The 16,054-nt window shown below is 61.1% G+C and carries 14 protein-coding genes; 4 read left to right on the forward strand and 10 right to left on the reverse strand.

The genetic code is table 11. The features are described from left to right. Window positions 1-5: 5 nt before the first annotated feature. The 5 genes from U5A57_RS37875 to U5A57_RS37895 form a co-directional block, all read right to left on the reverse strand. Window positions 6-722, reverse strand: coding sequence for an SDR family oxidoreductase (locus U5A57_RS37875; RefSeq protein ID WP_321917112.1), 717 nt, complete (start codon window positions 720-722; stop codon window positions 6-8). 47 nt (window positions 723-769) lie between these two features. Then, window positions 770-1,651, reverse strand: a complete 882-nt coding sequence (locus tag U5A57_RS37880; protein ID WP_321917114.1) for an NAD(P)H-binding protein — start codon at window positions 1,649-1,651, stop codon at window positions 770-772. 76 nt (window positions 1,652-1,727) lie between these two features. Continuing rightward, window positions 1,728-2,300, reverse strand: a complete 573-nt coding sequence (locus tag U5A57_RS37885; RefSeq protein ID WP_321917115.1) for a TetR/AcrR family transcriptional regulator — start codon at window positions 2,298-2,300, stop codon at window positions 1,728-1,730. A 484-nt stretch (window positions 2,301-2,784) separates the two neighbouring features. Beyond that, window positions 2,785-3,123, reverse strand: coding sequence for a 3-hydroxyacyl-CoA dehydrogenase family protein (locus U5A57_RS41740; RefSeq protein WP_415764035.1), 339 nt, complete (start codon window positions 3,121-3,123; stop codon window positions 2,785-2,787). Beyond that, entirely contained in the window at window positions 3,090-3,803 is a 714-nt protein-coding gene (locus U5A57_RS37895; protein ID WP_415764036.1) for a hypothetical protein, read from the reverse strand. The genes U5A57_RS41740 and U5A57_RS37895 overlap by 34 nt, the downstream gene beginning before the upstream one ends. A gap of 377 nt (window positions 3,804-4,180) precedes the next feature. On the opposite strand from U5A57_RS37895, the gene U5A57_RS37900 reads away from it, so the two are divergent. Beyond that, window positions 4,181-4,780 (forward strand): short chain dehydrogenase, encoded by a 600-nt coding sequence (locus U5A57_RS37900; protein WP_321917117.1) that lies wholly within the window; start codon window positions 4,181-4,183, stop codon window positions 4,778-4,780. A gap of 129 nt (window positions 4,781-4,909) precedes the next feature. After that, entirely contained in the window at window positions 4,910-5,785 is an 876-nt protein-coding gene (locus U5A57_RS37905) for an NAD(P)-dependent oxidoreductase (RefSeq protein WP_321917118.1), read from the forward strand. Between the two features lie 101 nt (window positions 5,786-5,886). On the opposite strand, the gene U5A57_RS37910 is transcribed toward U5A57_RS37905, so the two are convergent. Continuing rightward, entirely contained in the window at window positions 5,887-6,294 is a 408-nt protein-coding gene (locus U5A57_RS37910; protein WP_321917119.1) for a hypothetical protein, read from the reverse strand. Between the two features lie 798 nt (window positions 6,295-7,092). Here U5A57_RS37910 and U5A57_RS37915 point away from each other — a divergent pair. Both U5A57_RS37915 and U5A57_RS41745 read left to right on the forward strand, forming a co-directional pair. After that, window positions 7,093-7,326, forward strand: a complete 234-nt coding sequence (locus U5A57_RS37915) for a hypothetical protein (protein ID WP_321917120.1) — start codon at window positions 7,093-7,095, stop codon at window positions 7,324-7,326. 373 nt (window positions 7,327-7,699) lie between these two features. Further along, a complete protein-coding gene (locus U5A57_RS41745; RefSeq protein WP_415774706.1) occupies window positions 7,700-7,981 on the forward strand; it encodes a hypothetical protein in 282 nt (93 codons plus the stop codon). A 279-nt stretch (window positions 7,982-8,260) separates the two neighbouring features. Here the strand turns inward: U5A57_RS41745 and bamA are convergent, their stop codons facing one another. The 4 genes from bamA to U5A57_RS37940 form a co-directional block, all read right to left on the reverse strand. After that, on the reverse strand, window positions 8,261-10,573 hold the full coding sequence (bamA, locus tag U5A57_RS37925) for an outer membrane protein assembly factor BamA (RefSeq protein ID WP_321917124.1): 2,313 nt from the start codon (window positions 10,571-10,573) through the stop codon (window positions 8,261-8,263). A gap of 103 nt (window positions 10,574-10,676) precedes the next feature. Then, window positions 10,677-11,075, reverse strand: coding sequence for a hypothetical protein (locus tag U5A57_RS37930; protein ID WP_321917126.1), 399 nt, complete (start codon window positions 11,073-11,075; stop codon window positions 10,677-10,679). A gap of 336 nt (window positions 11,076-11,411) precedes the next feature. Next, window positions 11,412-12,842 (reverse strand): efflux transporter outer membrane subunit, encoded by a 1,431-nt coding sequence (locus tag U5A57_RS37935; protein WP_321917128.1) that lies wholly within the window; start codon window positions 12,840-12,842, stop codon window positions 11,412-11,414. Then, window positions 12,839-16,054 (reverse strand): efflux RND transporter permease subunit, encoded by a 3,216-nt coding sequence (locus U5A57_RS37940; RefSeq protein ID WP_321917130.1) that lies wholly within the window; start codon window positions 16,052-16,054, stop codon window positions 12,839-12,841. Before U5A57_RS37940 ends, U5A57_RS37935 begins: the two co-directional genes overlap by 4 nt.

The following is a 16,054-nucleotide window of genomic DNA, read 5'->3' on the forward strand; positions in this document are numbered from 1 at the left end:
GCCGCTCATGCCTGAAGCACCGCGGGGTCGATGTAGCCCGGCACCGCAGCCGAAAGCGATTGCTTCAACTCCCGGCTTCCCGCGTCCGCCAGCACTTCGCTTTCGCCCGCCTCAAGCGCGTCGTAGGCTTGCCGGACGACATCGGCGGGGCTGACTTTCGGCACGTCGAAATCCTTGGTGAGATCGGTATCGACAAAGCCGACATGCACGCCGACCACGCCGATATTGCGCGCCCTGAAATGCAACCGGATGTTGTTCGTATAGCTCCATGCCGCCGCCTTCGAAGCGGAATACGGCGCGAGGAACGGCACGGCTCGCCACGAAACATCGGAGAGCACGTTGATGACGCCACCGTTTCCATCGCTCGGAAGCACGGATTCGAAAGTGCGGGTCGTGCGAATGACACCATAAAAATTCGTTTCGAAAATGCGCCGGGCCTGTTCTTCCGCCTCTGCCAAAAGCGGCGTCTCGAGTATTTCCGCGATCCCGGCGTTGTTCACAAGCAGCGTCACGTCCGACGCGACCTTCGCCGCGGCCGTGACCGAAGCCGGATCGGTCACGTCGAGCTTGACGGGAATGATGCCGGGCTCGCTAAAGCCTTCCGGGTTGCGCACCCCTGCATAGACCTTGGCGGCCCCGCGCGCGAGCGCCTCGCGTGCAAAGGCCAGACCGAGGCCGCGGCTTGCGCCCGTAACGAACACAACGGAATTCTTGATCTTCATTTTTAATCTCCTGGATCAGTACTGCAAAGTAATCAAGATCGATTGGATCAAGACTGGAAAAGCTCGCGGTTGGCGCGAACGAATGCCTCGACCGTCTGCGGCGCCCTTCCGGTAACTTGCTCGATGACTTTATCGGTCCCTTCGAATACGCCGTTCTGGTAGTCGACGGCGACTTCAATGAAGTGCTGGATCACAAACTCCGGCAAGTCGTACCTCTGCAAATGCGCCCGATATTCGTCGAGCGTGCCGGGGCGATATACGATCTTCCTGTCGATGACCTTGCCGATTTCTTCGGCAATACCGTGGTGGTCGAATTCGACCGGGCCGCAAAGCTCATACGTCTTGCCAATATGCCCCTGCGGTTGCGCGAGCACCGTGGCGATGAAGCGCGCCTGGTCAACGGCGGCGATCGGCGCATGGCGTCCCGCACCGTAAGGCAGCGTGATCTGCCCTTCCTTGACGATCGTGTCGCGCACCCAAGGGAAGATCAGCCATTCGGAAAAGAAGGTCGGACGAATATGAACGGTCGGCACACCGGACCAGTCGAGTACGCGCTCCGCGATCCAGTGATCGCGCGCGGCGTGGCTTTTCGCCTGTTCGCGCGCCGAGATCTGCGACATTTCCACCACGACTTCAAGACCGGCGCGGCGGGCGGCGTCTGCGAAATACGCCGTGCCCTGAATGAATCCGGGCCGCACGGGATAGCAAAGATAAGCGCCCGTCACGCCTGCGGTGGCGCGAATCAGATCGTCGTGATCGAGCAAGTCGCCCACCACGACTTCGGCGCCGGCGGCCTGCAGCGCAGCGCTGCGCGCGTCTTCCCGATGGACCATCGCGCGCACCGCATGTCCGGCTTCGAGCAGATTGCCCACCACATGCACGCCGGTTTTGCCGGTAGCGCCGGTAATCAGGAACTTACGCTGTTGCATGATGAATTCTCCATTTCGAGTGCATATGCACATATGAGCGCGAATCGAATCGCCATTCTCTGGCGACAGTTTTCGTTCAAAGCATTTCGATGTGTTGCCTGACGTCCTGCAGCAGCGACGCAGAAGCCGCTTGATCGGGGATGATGCGCGCCATGGTCAGCGCGCCGATCATGGCCGCTAGCGTGAACACGGCCTGCGACCGGTCCGCCTCTTCTTCCGGCGTTGCCATGCGCGCCGCCAGCATGTCGACGAGCGCGTCGAACCCGCGCGACGCCGCCGCACGCGCAGCGTCGTCCGCGCGCGCCAGCTCGCTGCCCATGGCGGCCAGTGGGCAACCATTTGCGCGCGCATCGCGATGACCGGTGGACATGTACGCGTCCACGACCGCACGGAACGCGTCCTCGCCCGTAGCCCCGGCCGCTGCGGCGGCGAGATTTTCGACGATGCCGGCCAGGCCCGCTTCGCAGGCTTCGGCGACCAGTTGATCCTTCGACTCGAAATGGCGATAAAAGCCGCCATGCGAAAGCCCTGCGGCGGCCATGACGTCGGCGAGGCCCGTTGCATGGATGCCATTCGCCCTGAACGCGCCGGCCGCAACTTCCACAATGCGCTCGCGCGTTTGCGCCGTTTCGACCTTCGACTTCCTCATGATGACCCGTGCTCCGTGGTTCGATGTTATTTAGATGGTAGTCATCATCTAAATGGAAGTCAAGGGCGATGCAAAATAGCTCACGAGCAGGAACTTGCGGCACGTGGTGATCAGCAAACGAAATCTGATCTGTTGCAAACAAAGTTGTTCTTACGATTCTTCGCAAATAAAACTGTCCTGGAAAATCGACCTCGCCCTCCGACTCCTTACGCCATGACGGTTTGCAGGCAACGCCCTTCCCACACCAAGCGCACTTTCGCTGCATTGTAAAATTACCAGCACGCACCTGGATGACCTCCAAACGCCGGGGCGCGAACGCTCCCCTCTAAGAATCAAACAATTAGCCAAATTCCTTGCAAACAAGACTGGTCCGAGAACTACCCCTTGCAAACGAAATCTGGCGTGACGAAAACAGGCCCAATTAACTGATCCATAAGAATTTCTCCAGGCAACTCGGAGACGTCGATCGCAGGCAACTCAACTGCTAACTAACCTGAAGCCCGACACTCCGCCTCAGTTCGAGCCGTGTCAGGGTCGTTGATAGCTTTGCAGGCGAATGTAGGCCCGCATCCGGATTACGTTGCACAAGTTCGCGCTCCATCTTCCTGACGAGATCGATCGCCGCGCCGCGCTGGATGCGCTCGTCGAGACCATCGGCAATCGCCTGCTCGTTGACCTTCAACTGCAACGGCAGCGAGACCTCGTCTGCCACTGCGAGCGGGCCGACTGGCATACCCGCCGCGCGCGTGGCGTTTTCGATCAGCGCGGGCGCGACGCCTTCCTTGAGCATCATGAAGCCCTGGTCGACATAGCTGCCGAACACACGCCTCGTGAAAAAGCCCGGGCTGTCGTTGCCGACGATCGGCGTCTTGCGCAACTGCCTGACGAAGTCGAGCGCGCGCGCAAGCGTCTCGTCCGAACGCGCACGGACAGCACCGACTTCGCGAAGCGCGCCTCGTCCCATGCTTGCGCCGCGAGGCGCTGGCTTTCGACCGCGAAGGCGTCGACGTCCTCACGGCTATAGCCGTCGAGCGCGGCAATCAGATCGGCACCGATGCCTTGCGGTGCGTAATAGCACTTCCATCCTGTTTGCGGGTCGGCGTACCAGGGGCCGCCGTCGCCGCCGATCGGCGTGCGCGACATCGATTCGACGCCGCCCGCCACCACGCTGCGCGCCTGGCCACTGCTCACGAGCGAGGCACCCAGATTGACGGCTTCGAGCGCCGACGCACAGAAGCGGTTGATCTGCTGGCCCGGCACGCCTTGCGCATAGTCGGCGGCAATCGCGGCCACACGGCCGAGGTTCGCGCCCTGCTCGCCGATAGGCGCGACGCAGCCGAGAATCACGTCGTCGACGAGCCCGGTGTCGAATCCGTTGCGATCGCGCACGGCCGCGAGCGTCTGGGCGGCAAGCTGGACCGGCGTGATCTCGTGAAGGCTCCCGTCCGCGCGCCCTCTGCCGCGAGGCGTGCGCACGTGGTCGTAGATATAGGCGTCTTGCACTGGAACTCCCCTCTGATGATGTTCTGGCGCGCCGACAAACGGCACCGGGCATGCTCTGAAGATTAGCGGGAGTTGTGCGGTGCGGCGTCGTCGAATCCGACGATTCGAGGCGCGCGGCGAGGCTTGCCCGCCGGCGGCGTGCCACGGGTGCGAGCCGGGATCCTCCTCGTCCTGCGAGCCTCGACTAGCTGCAGATCCTGCGCAAGGACTGGAACCTCAGGAGGTCACACTGCTCTCTTCATCGACATTACGAGTGCGGGTACTTGAATGTCGCCCCAAACGGCCGCCTCGGCCGGTAGTACGATATTCGTTCGTCTTGGCGCCACGTGCGATGCGTCACTCCGCGCTGGCCTGACGCTTCCGGATAAGGAGGACGTATGCGCATTCTGATAGTTGGCGCAACCGGACTGCTCGGCAGGGAAATCGTTCACCTGCTCTCGCCCGAGCACGAGGTCATTGGTGCGAGCCGCAACGGCCCGGACTTGTCGGTCGACCTCGCGAACAAGGCTTCCATTGAGTCAATGTACCGGCAACTCGGAACCGTTGATGCTGTGATTTGCACCGCAGGTGCCGCGAAATTTGCGCCGCTTGAATGGCTGACCGACGAAGACTTTGCGTTCAGTCTGACGAATAAGCTGATGGGACAGGTCAATCTCGTCCGGTGCTCGGCCGGTCACATTGCACAAGGCGGGTCCCTGACGCTAACCAGCGGCATTCTGTCCCAGCATCCGGTCACAGGAAGTGCCGTAGTGGGCATCGTGAATGCGGGGGTCGAGGCGTTCGTCCGGTCCGCGGCTCTCGAACTGCACGGCAAGTCGCGGGTGAACGTCGTCAGCCCAGGCTGGGTCTCAGAAACGCTTGCCGCGATGGGGCAAGCTTACTCGGCGGGTACTCCGGCCGCGGTGGTAGCTCAAGCGTACAAGCGAAGTCTGGTCGAGGACATCACGGGACAGGTCATTCCAGTCAAGAAGCCGTGAAAGCAGCGCCGCCATCGTTCGACGCGCCGTCGTGGCAACGCTTTCCACTTCAGTCTTTCTGTTTTAACTCGTAGCAACGCAGCGTTTCGTACTTAACCGCATGCCAGCCCAAGTATTCAGGAGACGACCATGAACCTCGCCGGCAAAACACTATTCATGTCAGGAGGCAGTCGCGGCATCGGACTTGCCATTGCACTTCGGGCGGCGCGTGACGGCGCAAATATCGTGATTGCAGCAAAGACGGCCGACCCGGACCCGCGACTTGAGGGCACGATACATACGGCGGCGGCGGCCGTGGAATCTGCTGGCGGAAAGGCGCTTGCGCTGGTCGTCGACATTCGCGATGAGGAACGCGTAAAGGCTGCGGTTGCCACAACCGTTGAGGTGTTCGGCGGCATCGACATACTCGTGAACAATGCCAGCGCCATCCGGTTGACGGGAACGCTGGATACGCCCGTCAAGCGCTACGACCTGATGCATGAGGTGAATGGGAGAGGCACGTTTGTCTGTAGCCAGGCCTGCCTGCCCCACCTTCTCAATTCGGCGAATCCGCACATCCTTACGCTGTCGCCACCGCTCGTCACCGACGCAAAGTGGTTCAAGGATTTCCCGGCCTATACCATCGCCAAATACACGATGAGCCTTTTCACCCTCGCGCTGGCTGGTGAGTTCAAGGACCGTGGCGTCGCCGTGAATTCGCTGTGGCCAAGAACCGCGATAGCGACTGCTGCCGTGCGAAACGAGATTGGCGGTGCGGATATGATTGCGGCCTGTCGCAAGCCGGAGATAGTCGCCGATGCGGCCCACTATATCCTGACCCGCCCGTCGAGGGAGTGCACGGGAAATTTCTTTCTCGATGACGAAGTGCTATTGGCAGCCGGTGTCCGGGACTTTGCGCAATACGACGTCAAGGCGGGCGCAGCATTGCAGGCGGACTTCTTCGTCGATGCGCTGCCGGGCATGCTACGGGCGGACAATATGGTCAAGTCCAAGCCGGGCCTGTGACGTGGCTGGCACGCGAGGGGAACCCGGCAGTCCGGCTTGGAGACGGGGCGTCTAAGGCGCCGCGAACGATGCGCCCAGCAACTTGACGGGCACTGCTCGCATCAATGGTCGTGCCTGCGGTCGCCGTCCCCGTGGTCGTGATGCCAGTCGCCCCGCGGGCCACCTTCGTCATGGTGACGGCCCCAGTCACCGCGATGCTCGTCGTAATGGGCACGGGCATCGCGCCACTCCCGCTCATCATGATGGCGCTCCTCCCACTCCCTGCGTTCCCAGTAGCGATGCCCATCGTAGTATCTCTCACCATACCAGCCAGGACTGACGATAACAGCGGGCGGAGGCGCCTCATACACCGGCGGTGGCGCGACGTAGACTGGTTGCGGTGCAACTGCAATACCGGGGACGCCAATGTTCACGCCAACATCGACGTGCGCGGAGGCGGCGGCCGATACACCTATGCCGATGCCGGCAACCAATGTAATCGCGCACCAGCGGCGAGGTGCAATGCTCATAATTTTCTTTCCGTGATAGGTATGCCTGGCGGTTTCAGTTGAATGCGCAGAAAGTCAGCTACGGTTAATAGCGGTGATAGTAGCCGCCTGCAGGTACCACGATGCAGCCGCTCAGCGCGGTTCCAAGACATACGGCCATCAGCGTCAGCGCAAAGATTCTTTTCATAAGTGCCTCACTTGTCAGTTGTGAACGCACTATATTGAGGCGGCAAATTACCGGTGTTTTTGTGTGTAACGAGACGTGTCGCATGAAACACCTGTCCCACCATTTGTTGTGAGGTCGGTTAGCGCAATCAGCGAAGGTATCGCGCTACGCGGGAGCGAGTGAGGCCGGAACGTGCGGATGACGCTACGCGTCACGGCTCTGAAATCAGGCGCGTGAAAGCACGGCAACAGGTCAACCGAATGACGAGCTCGGCTTCGCGATTTCCAGCGCAACACCCGCAACACGGCCAGCTATTCGCTTCTCCGGCGAACAACCACCGGTTGCCTTCGAAAAACATCCTTGCACGGGTTGCCGGAATTTGCGTTTGCCCGGCCAACGGTCCACGAACGGCAAGAACCTGCGGGCGCTCTTTGCCACGCTTACTGTGAGCCTCTGACAATTGCTTACAAACGTCGCGGTTCCAACGTGCACTTCGACGATAGCTCAAGCGTTATGTCCGTCAACATAGGCAGCGACATTTCTCCGATGTGCGCATTTCCGAACCTATCGGCCAACGAGCAACGCGTGCGCTGCAGTTGAAAACTCGATAACAGCCTCAACATCAGCCCAACTCAACCAAAGGGTTTTACACGATGAAAGCAATTAGCAAGTTCACGCTCACTATTGCAATGTCCGCGCTCGCAGGTATCGGAACGGCAAACGCAGCCGGTTGCATCAAGGGCGCCGTTGTGGGTGGCGTTGCCGGACATTATGCCGGTCATCACGCAGTCGCAGGGGCGGTTGGCGGCTGTATCGTCGGACATCACCTGGCGAAAAAGCACGCGGAGGAACAGGCCGCGCAGAAACAAGCGGCACGCGCGGAGTAATGTCTCAGGAACAGCGTTGCTCGCGGCGGTGCTTAAGCCTGTCTTAACTTTTGCCTCCCATCATCGTCGCATGCACGTCCGAGGTCCTGTACTTTTCCGCCAGCATATCGCCCGCGCGTTTTGTCAGTGAGCGTTGCGTTGGTGGCAGGACTGAGCGTTATTCAACGAGATTGAAATCAACATGCCCGGTAAATCACGAACCCGCAAACACACCCGGCCGGCGATGTCACCATTGCTGCGTGCACTTACTTTCAGTCGGGCTGCGCATGAGCCCGTAACGCAAGCCATGCTCCTTCAGTGTTACACGGGCCTGGACGCGTTTCGGCGAGGGCACGGCTCGCGTGAGCTCTTCACGACCTTGGAGCGACAACTCTTGATTGCCGGGGAGTTGTGTCGGCTCGGATACTATCCAAACGAAATTGCGGACATACAGGAAGCCCACGCGGCGATGATGCATATCGACGCTGCCGAGAAGGAAAACGGCGTCTGGGTGATGGATGATGCTGACTACGCCTGGGTATGTGTGGCGTTCGAACTCTTCGGTCGCCAGCTAGCCGTGGTGTCTCTTGACGGTATTGCCAAGGCTGAAGCAAGAATGGTGGAAGGCTTGCTCAATGCCAGGCAAAAAATCGCTCCTGCAGAAGTCACGACGTAGCTGAGCGCGCGTTCATCGGCAAATGGGCAACCATTCGAGATGCGTGTATGGCACGCGAGCATGCCCTGAGCTCGTTCTGCCAGATCTGCAGGCTATCCGGCATATCGGGCGAAGGCGTGGCGGGCGTGATGCCGACAAGACAATCGCTCCCCTTGTTAGAAGCCTGAAAAACGCATTACATAAGCACTCCTCCCACTTCGTCGGAGCCGCAGCGCCTCGCTGGCTGGTCGCTCATTTGGGCGGTTTTTTTCGTCGCTCCGGAAGCCCTCTCGCTTCCGGTTAGAACGACGTCCCGATCTGGAACTGGAACTTCTGGTACTGATCAGTCGCGTGCCTGACAATCGGGAAGCCAAGGCTGAGCTTGAGCGGGCCGATGGGTGAAATCCATTCGAGGCCCGCGCCATAGCTGTAGCGCAATCCGTTCGCGCCGGTGCTGCTGCCCTCCGTGCCCCACACGTTGCCGCCGTCCACAAACGTGAATACGCGCAGTGTGCGGTCGTAGCCGGTGCCCGGCAGCGGGAATGTCAGCTCGATATTGCCCACCACCATCTTCGAGCCGCCGATCGGGTCGTTCGTCGACTTGTCGCGCGGACCCAGCGAGCCCGACTCGTAGCCGCGCACCGAACCGATGCCCCCAGCGTAGTAATTCTTGAAGATCGGGTACGCCTTGCCGCCCAACCCGTTGCCGTAGCCGCCCTGGAAGTTCAACCCAAGCACGAACCCGCGCGCGAATGAGTAGTAGTACTGCATCTGCGCATCCGTCTTGTAGTACGGCGTGCCGACCGGTGTGCCGTATTCGGCGTTGGCCTGCGCGTAGTAGCCGCGGCTAGGCACGAGGGCGCTGTCGCGATTGTCGCGAGACCAGCCCACGGTAACCGGCACCGTGTTCGACACGCGCCCGAACTCATTGACGTAGTCCTTGTAAGTCTGCGGTGTCTCACTGTCGACGTCGAGGCGATCCTGCTCGATGCCAAGGCCGAAGTACACCATATCCGCCTCGGAAAACGGAACGCCGAACTTCACGTCCGCGCCGTACGAGACGATACGAAAGCTGGTGTCGTTCGTGCTCGAATAGTAGAGCGGGTAGGAAGTGCGGTAGTACGCATCGGTAATGCGTTTGATGCCATCCACCGTGAAATAAGGATCGGTTTGCGTGACCGAGAGCGTGCGGTTCGTCGAGCCCGTATTCACGTTCAGCGAAAGGCTGTTGCCCGAACCAAACACGTTGTCCTGCGAGATGCCCGCCGAAATGCTCGGCCCTGAGCCGGAACCGTAACCCACGCCCAGCGAAAGCGTCCCGGTGGGCTTCTCGGCCACGTTCACGTTCACGTCGACCTGGTCCTGCGTGCCTTCGACGGGCACCGTGCTCACATCGACGTCCGTGAAATAGCCGAGCCGGTTGACGCGGTCCTTGGAAAGCATGAGCCGGTTCGAATCGAACCAGGCGCCTTCGAACTGGCGCATTTCGCGGCGCACGACTTCGTCGCGCGTGCGTGTGTTGCCGGTGATGTTCACGTGGCGCACATACACGCGTCGGCCCGGATCGACCTGTAGCGTGAGCACAACCGTGTGATGCTTCTGGTCGATCTCGGGCAGCGCATTCACGGTCGCGAACGCATAGCCGTACTCGCCGAGTTTGTCGACCATGCGCTTGGTCGTGTCCTTGAGCTTCTGCGCCGAGAAACGCTCTCCCGGCTTGATCGCGACAAGCCTCTTCAATTCTGCTTCGCGGTCGAGCAGATTGCCTGAGAACTTGAGGCCCGAGATCGTATAGGGCTCACCCTCATGGATCGAGATGGTGAGATACATCTCTTTCCTGTCGGTAGACAGCGACACCTGGGTGGCGTCGATATTGAACTCCAGATAGCCGCGGTCGAGATAGTACGAGCGAATGTTCTCGAGGTCGCCCGTCAGCTTTTCCTTGGCGTACAGGTCGTTCTTCGTGTACCACGAAAACCAGTTCGGCGTGGCAAGCTGCATCTCGTCGAGCAGCGTGCTTTCGGGAAATACGTGATTGCCGATAAAGTTGATCTGGCGAATCTTCGCGTTGGGCCCCTCGACGACGGCGAAAAGCAGTCCAACGCGATTTTGGTCGACAGGCGTAATGGTCGTGGTGACTTCTGCAGCATAGTAGCCGCGGGTGAGGTACTGGCGTTTGAGTTCCTGCTCGGCCTTGTCGACGAGCGACTTGTCGAAGTTGCGGCCAGCGGAAAGTCCGACCGACTTGAGTGCCTTGCTCAAATTGTCCTTATCGAATTCGTGAATGCCGGCGAAGTCGATTGTGCTGATGGTCGGGCGCTCGCTCAGCCGCACGATGACCGTGTGACCTTCCGTGGATATATTCACGTCGCGAAAGAATCCCGTGGCATAAAGCGCGCGGATCGCATCAGATGCCTTGTCGTCAGTGAAGGTATCGCCCTGCTTGATCGGCATGTAGGCGAATACCGTGCCCGGTTCGATGCGCACCAACCCTTCGATACGAATGTCCTGAACCACGAAGGACCCGGTTGCGTGCGCAGTTGAGAAAATCCCCAGCCCGAAGCCGGCAAACGAGAGCGCGCGGGCGTAGCGCGTAATGGAAGAAACGGTCATGCGGATATTCGGTCGTAAGGACTGCGGTGGCGCCGCTCAGCGGCGTGAGACGACAATCGCGAGTGCAACGAGAGCGGCGCTCGTGCGGGGATTGAACGGCGGCTTACTGCACGTGCATCGAATCGGGGCGCTGCGGCACGGCGACGCCGGTGGCAAGCAAGAGGACTTCGGATATGTGCGCGGCCTGCGCCGGACGCAGACGGAACGCCAGTTCGGCTCCGCCCGGCAGGCGAAAGCTCATCACGAGATGCTGCGCCGTGCCGGAATCGCGCCCGATCTCCCACGCCTCGCACGGCATGGTGAACTTGAGGCTTGACGCACGCTGCCGAATGCGTGCGGACCGGCCTATTGCATTGGAGAGCGCGGCGAGCAATTCGTGCATGACCGAACAGTGAACGGCGACGCTACCCGGTTGATTACACTTCACCATCAGATACTGGCCGTCCGGCGTCAACTCAAAACCGTGCAGCGAGTCAATGGCAAGTGTCGTGGACATAGGCATGGAAACCCTCCCTGACCAAACAAGGGATGGAGTGTAATGGCCTAAGCTCGCTATGTTTTTGTTCGTATGTTACCGAAACTAATTAGGTAAGCTACGCACTTGTAAAACGCATCGCGCTGCCGCCGCAAGCATTCACGCCGCGACAGGCAGCAGACAAAGACGGGAACGCTTCGTCCTCTCCCGCGCGAAACATCACCCGGCTTTTCAAATGAAAGATTTGGTATTCAAAACGATTACTCGAAGTGACGACCGGGTCTGATGCAGGAGACAAGAAAACGGAGGGCCCGCGAGCCCTCCGTTTTTTTGCACGATGTCGCCCGATATCCAGCGTACCGATTATCCCGGAGCCGCGCTCGCTTGCGCCGTCACGCTCGTCTCGCTCCACCCTCCCCCGAGCGCCTTATAGAGCGTGATCAGATTGGAAAGCTGCGAGAGCGTGTCAGTGACGAGTTGCTCCTGCGCCGTGTAAAGCGAGCGTTGCGCATCAAGCAGCGTCAAGAAGCTGTCCGTGCCGCGCTGATAGCGCGCCTGCGCAATGTCGTAATACTGCTGCGCAGCCATGACATACTCGCGGTCGGCCAGCGTTTGTGCGACGTAGGTGCTGCGCCCCGCCAGACCATTCGCCACTTCCTTGAACGCGGTCTGAATGGCCTTTTCGTAGTCGGCGATGTCGATGTTCTTCTCGATCTTCGCGACATCGAGCGTGGCCTTGTTGTAGCCGTAGTCGAAAATCGGCATCGTGATCGTCGGTGCAAACGTCCATGCGCCGCTACCGGCCTTGAAGAGATCAGTGAGGCTCGTGCTCGACGCGCCTGCCGACGCGGTCAATTCGATTTTCGGAAAGAACGCCGCGCGCGCCGCACCGATATTCGCATTCGCCGCCTTCAGCGTATGCTCCGCTTCGACGATGTCTGGCCGCCGCGCGAGCAGATCCGAAGGCACGCCTTCGCCGATATCGGCCAGCATCGACTGGCTGGTCATCAAAGTGCCACCCTGCGGTAGATCGTCGGGCAGCGGGCTGCCAATGCTCGCCGCGAGATTGTTCTGGTCCTGCGCGACGGCACGCGTATAGGAGGCCAGGCTCGAGCGCGCACTCGCGAGTGAGGTGCGCGCCTGCTGCACATCCTGCATCGACGCGCTGCCACGGTTCATCATCTGCAGCGTCAAGTTATAGGTGTTCTGATCCGCCTCGACGGTGCGGCTCGTGATCGCCAGGCTCTCTTCGTCGGCCAGCAGTTGCAGATAGTCGGTCGCAACCGTCGCAATCAGGCTCAGCTGGGTACTCGTGCGGGCGGCGTCGGTCGAGAGATATTCTTCGAGCGCTTGCCGCTTGAGGGAGCGCAGCCGGCCAAAGAAGTCAATTTCCCATGCCGATATCCCCACGCCCGCGGTGCTCGACGACGTGATCGCTCCATCTGTGCGTTCGCGCGTAAGTGATCCTGACGCATCGACTTCCGGAGCGAGATTCGCACGCGCAATGCGGTACTTCGCTTCATATTCCTCGACGTTGAGCACGGCAACGCGCATGTCGCGATTGTTCGCCAACGCCAGTTCGATCAGCCGTTGCAGGCGCGGATCCTTGAAGAAGTCCCGCCAGCCTGTTTCGGCGGCGCGCGGCGTACTAGCGGCTTTTGCGGCGACGCTTTGGTAGGCGTCGCCGGCCGGCCATGCCGATGTGACGGGCGCGTCGGGCCGCTGATAGGCGGGATCGAGCGTACACGCGCACAGCGCCGCCGCAACGAGCGCGCTCAGGAGCTTGAGTTTCATGCTTCTCCCTCCCGCGACGGGCGGGTTTGATGCGGGTGGCCGTGCTCGCCGAACAGGCGGCGCACGACGACGAAGAACACCGGTACGAAGAAAATGGCGAGCACGGTGGCGGAAATCATGCCGCCCGCGACGCCCGTGCCAATGGCGTGACGCGCGTTGGCGCCCGCGCCCGAACTCACCACGAGCGGCAGCACACCGAACACGAAGGCGAGCGACGTCATGAGGATCGGCCGCAAACGCATATGCGCCGCCTTGATCACCGCATCGATCATGGCGAGGCCCTCGGCTTGCAGGTCCTTGGCGAATTCCACGATCAGAATCGCGTTCTTGGTCGCAAGTCCGACGGTCGCGAGCAGTCCCACCTTGAAATAGATGTCGTTTTCGAGGCCGCGCAGGTGGGCAGCCACGAGCGCACCGAGCACGCCGAGCGGCACCACCAGAATCACGGCGATCGGCACCGACCAGCTTTCATAAAGTGCCGCAAGGCAGAGGAACACGACAATGATCGACACCGCGTAGAGCCAGGCGGCCTGCGAGCCCGCCTGCACTTCCTGATACGACTGGCCGGTCCATTCGACGCCAAACCCGCTCGGCAACTGCTTCGCGATGTTCAGCACGGCCGCCATGGCGTCGCCGGTGCTGGCGCCCATGCCCGTTTGCGCCGACATGCCCATTGCCAGTTGCCGGTTGTAACGCTCGATCTGCGGCGGCCCGAAGCCCCAGCGGCTCGTCGCGAACGCGGAGAACGGCACCATGACCGAGTCATACCCCGTGCCCGAAGTCGACGACGTAGAGGAAGACGACGTGCTCGAATCCGAAGAGGTCGATGACGACGACGACGAAGTGCTCGCACGCACGAACCAGTTGCCGATATCGGCGGGCATCATGCGGTACTGTGCGTCCGACTGAACGTAGACCTTTTGAATACGGCCCGTGTCGATATAGTTGTTCACGTAGGCCGAGCCGAACGCCGTCTGCAGCGTGTCGTTGATATCGGCAACCGATAGCCCGAGCGCCGAGGCCTTCTCGCGGTCGATATCGACCTGAAGCTCCGGCGTGTCCTCGAGCCCCGCCGGGCGCACCATGGCCAGTGCGTGTTCCTTCGCCGCGAGCTGCATGAACTGGTTGCGCGCCGCGAGCAGCTTCGCGTGCCCCTGCCCGGCGCGGTCCTCGATTTCGAAGTTCAGGCCGCTTTGCGTGCCAAGCTCCTGGATTGCCGGCGGACTCAGCACGAACGTCTGGGCGTCGCGATTCGCGCCCAGCCTGCGGTTCGCGCGAGCGATGATCGCGGCGGCACTGTCATTGCGGCCGCGCTGCTTCCAGTCCTTCAGCGCCACGAAGGCGAACGCGTTGTTCTGGCCTTGACCGTTGAAGCTGAAACCATTCACCGTGATCATCTGTGCAACGCCGGGCTCGTCGTGCAGGAAGTACTGCTCCGCGGCCTCGACCGCCTTGAGCGTGCGCGAAGCGGGCGTGCCGACCGGCGTGCTGATCGAAACGATGACGAAACCCTGGTCTTCGTCGGGCAGATACGACGAAGGCAGCGTCACATACAGCAGGGCGACCAGCACGCCCATGAAGCCATAGACGAACATCCAGCGCAGCGGCCGGCCGACAATGCGCGAAAGCACGCCGCTGTACCGCTCGTTTCCAGAGGAAAACTTGCGATTGAACCAGCCGAAGAATCCGCGTTTCTCGCGGTGCTCACCTTCCACCGGACGCAGCAGCGTCGCGCACAGCGCCGGCGTGAGCGTGAGCGCCAGGATCACGGAAAGCACCATCGCCGAGACGATCGTGATCGAGAACTGGCGATAGATCGCGCCGGTCGAGCCCGAGAAAAACGCCATCGGAATGAACACAGCCGTCAGCACGGTCGTCACGCCGACCAGCGCGCCTGTGATCTGCCCCATGGCCTTTTGCGTGGCCTCGCGCGGCCCCAGCCGCTCCTCGCTCATGAGACGCTCGACGTTTTCGACCACGACAATCGCGTCGTCCACGAGCAGGCCGATGGCGAGCACCATCGCGAACATCGAGAGCACGTTGATCGAGAAGCCGATGACGGCCATCACGCCGAACGTGCCGAGCAGCGCGACGGGCACCACGATCGTCGGAATGAGCGTCGCACGCACGTTCTGCAGGAAGACATACATCACGATGAACACGAGCACGATCGCTTCGAGCAGCGTCTTGACGACTTCCTCGATCGAAATCTGCACGAACGGCGTGGTGTCGTACGGAATGTTGACCTGCACGTCTTTCGGCAATTGCGGCTCGATTTCGGCGAGCTTCGCCCGGACCTCGCGCGCCACTTCCATGGCGTTCGCGCCGGTCGCGAGCTTGATCGCCATGGCCGCGGCCGGCTTGCCGTTGTAGCGCGACGACGTGTCGTAGCTGTCACCGCCCACTTCTACACGCGCAACGTCCTTCAGCCGCACCTGCGAGCCGTCGCTGTTCACGCGCAGCAAAATGTTGCCGAACTGGTCGGCGGTCGTAAGCAGTCCGGACGAGCGGATTGTCGCGTTGATCGCCTGCGAGTCGGTAGCGGGCGCGCCGCCCACCTGGCCCACCGAGAGCTGCACGTTCTGGTTCGACACCGCCGTGGTCACGTCCGACGTCATCAGCCCAAAGCTGCGCAGCTTGACCGGATCGAGCCAGATGCGCATCGCGTGCTGCGCGCCGAAAAGCGTGACGTCGCCCACGCCGTTGAGTTGCGAAAGGGGGTCCTCGATCTGCGTGGCAACGATGTTGCCGAGATCGATCGAGTTATACGTTCCGCCCGGCGAGGAGAGCGAGACGATCATCATGAAATTCGTCGACGCCTTGGCCACCTGAATGCCCTGCTCCTGCACCGTTTCCGGCAACGAGGACGTGGCCTGGCTGACCTTGTTCTGCACCTGCACCTGGGCGATGTCGGGATTGGTGCCTGGCCTGAACGTGAGCGTAATCGTGCCTTGCCCCGCCGAACTGCTGGTGGACGACATGTACAGCACGTTGTCGATGCCACTGAGCTTCTGCTCGATCACCTGGGTGACGGTGGCGGCAACGGTGTCCGCAGACGCGCCCGGGTAGGTCGCCGTGACCTGCACCGAGGGCGGCGCGATCGTGGGATATTGCTGGACCGGCAGCGTCGTGATTGCCGCCGTACCCAAGAGCATGATGACGATCGCGATAACCCAGGCAAGGATGGGCCGCTTGATGAAGAATTGAGCCAT

The sequence above is a fragment of the Paraburkholderia sp. J11-2 genome, assembly GCF_905220185.1.
Classification (GTDB): Bacteria; Pseudomonadota; Gammaproteobacteria; order Burkholderiales; family Burkholderiaceae; genus Paraburkholderia.

Bases quoted from the DNA above. Each gene is read 5' to 3' on its own strand.
- U5A57_RS37940 (WP_321917130.1), bottom strand. From the start codon at position 16,054: ATGGCTCAATTCTTCATCAAGCGGCCCATCCTTGCCTGGGTTATCGCG.
- U5A57_RS37910 (WP_321917119.1), bottom strand. From the start codon at position 6,294: ATGAGCATTGCACCTCGCCGCTGGTGCGCGATTACATTGGTTGCCGGC.
- U5A57_RS37875 (WP_321917112.1), bottom strand. From the start codon at position 722: ATGAAGATCAAGAATTCCGTTGTGTTCGTTACGGGCGCAAGCCGCGGC.
- U5A57_RS37915 (WP_321917120.1), top strand. From the start codon at position 7,093: ATGAAAGCAATTAGCAAGTTCACGCTCACTATTGCAATGTCCGCGCTC.
- U5A57_RS37930 (WP_321917126.1), bottom strand. From the start codon at position 11,075: ATGCCTATGTCCACGACACTTGCCATTGACTCGCTGCACGGTTTTGAG.
- U5A57_RS37905 (WP_321917118.1), top strand. From the start codon at position 4,910: ATGAACCTCGCCGGCAAAACACTATTCATGTCAGGAGGCAGTCGCGGC.
- U5A57_RS37900 (WP_321917117.1), top strand. From the start codon at position 4,181: ATGCGCATTCTGATAGTTGGCGCAACCGGACTGCTCGGCAGGGAAATC.
- U5A57_RS37885 (WP_321917115.1), bottom strand. From the start codon at position 2,300: ATGAGGAAGTCGAAGGTCGAAACGGCGCAAACGCGCGAGCGCATTGTG.
- U5A57_RS37880 (WP_321917114.1), bottom strand. From the start codon at position 1,651: ATGCAACAGCGTAAGTTCCTGATTACCGGCGCTACCGGCAAAACCGGC.
- U5A57_RS37935 (WP_321917128.1), bottom strand. From the start codon at position 12,842: ATGAAACTCAAGCTCCTGAGCGCGCTCGTTGCGGCGGCGCTGTGCGCG.
- bamA (WP_321917124.1), bottom strand. From the start codon at position 10,573: ATGACCGTTTCTTCCATTACGCGCTACGCCCGCGCGCTCTCGTTTGCC.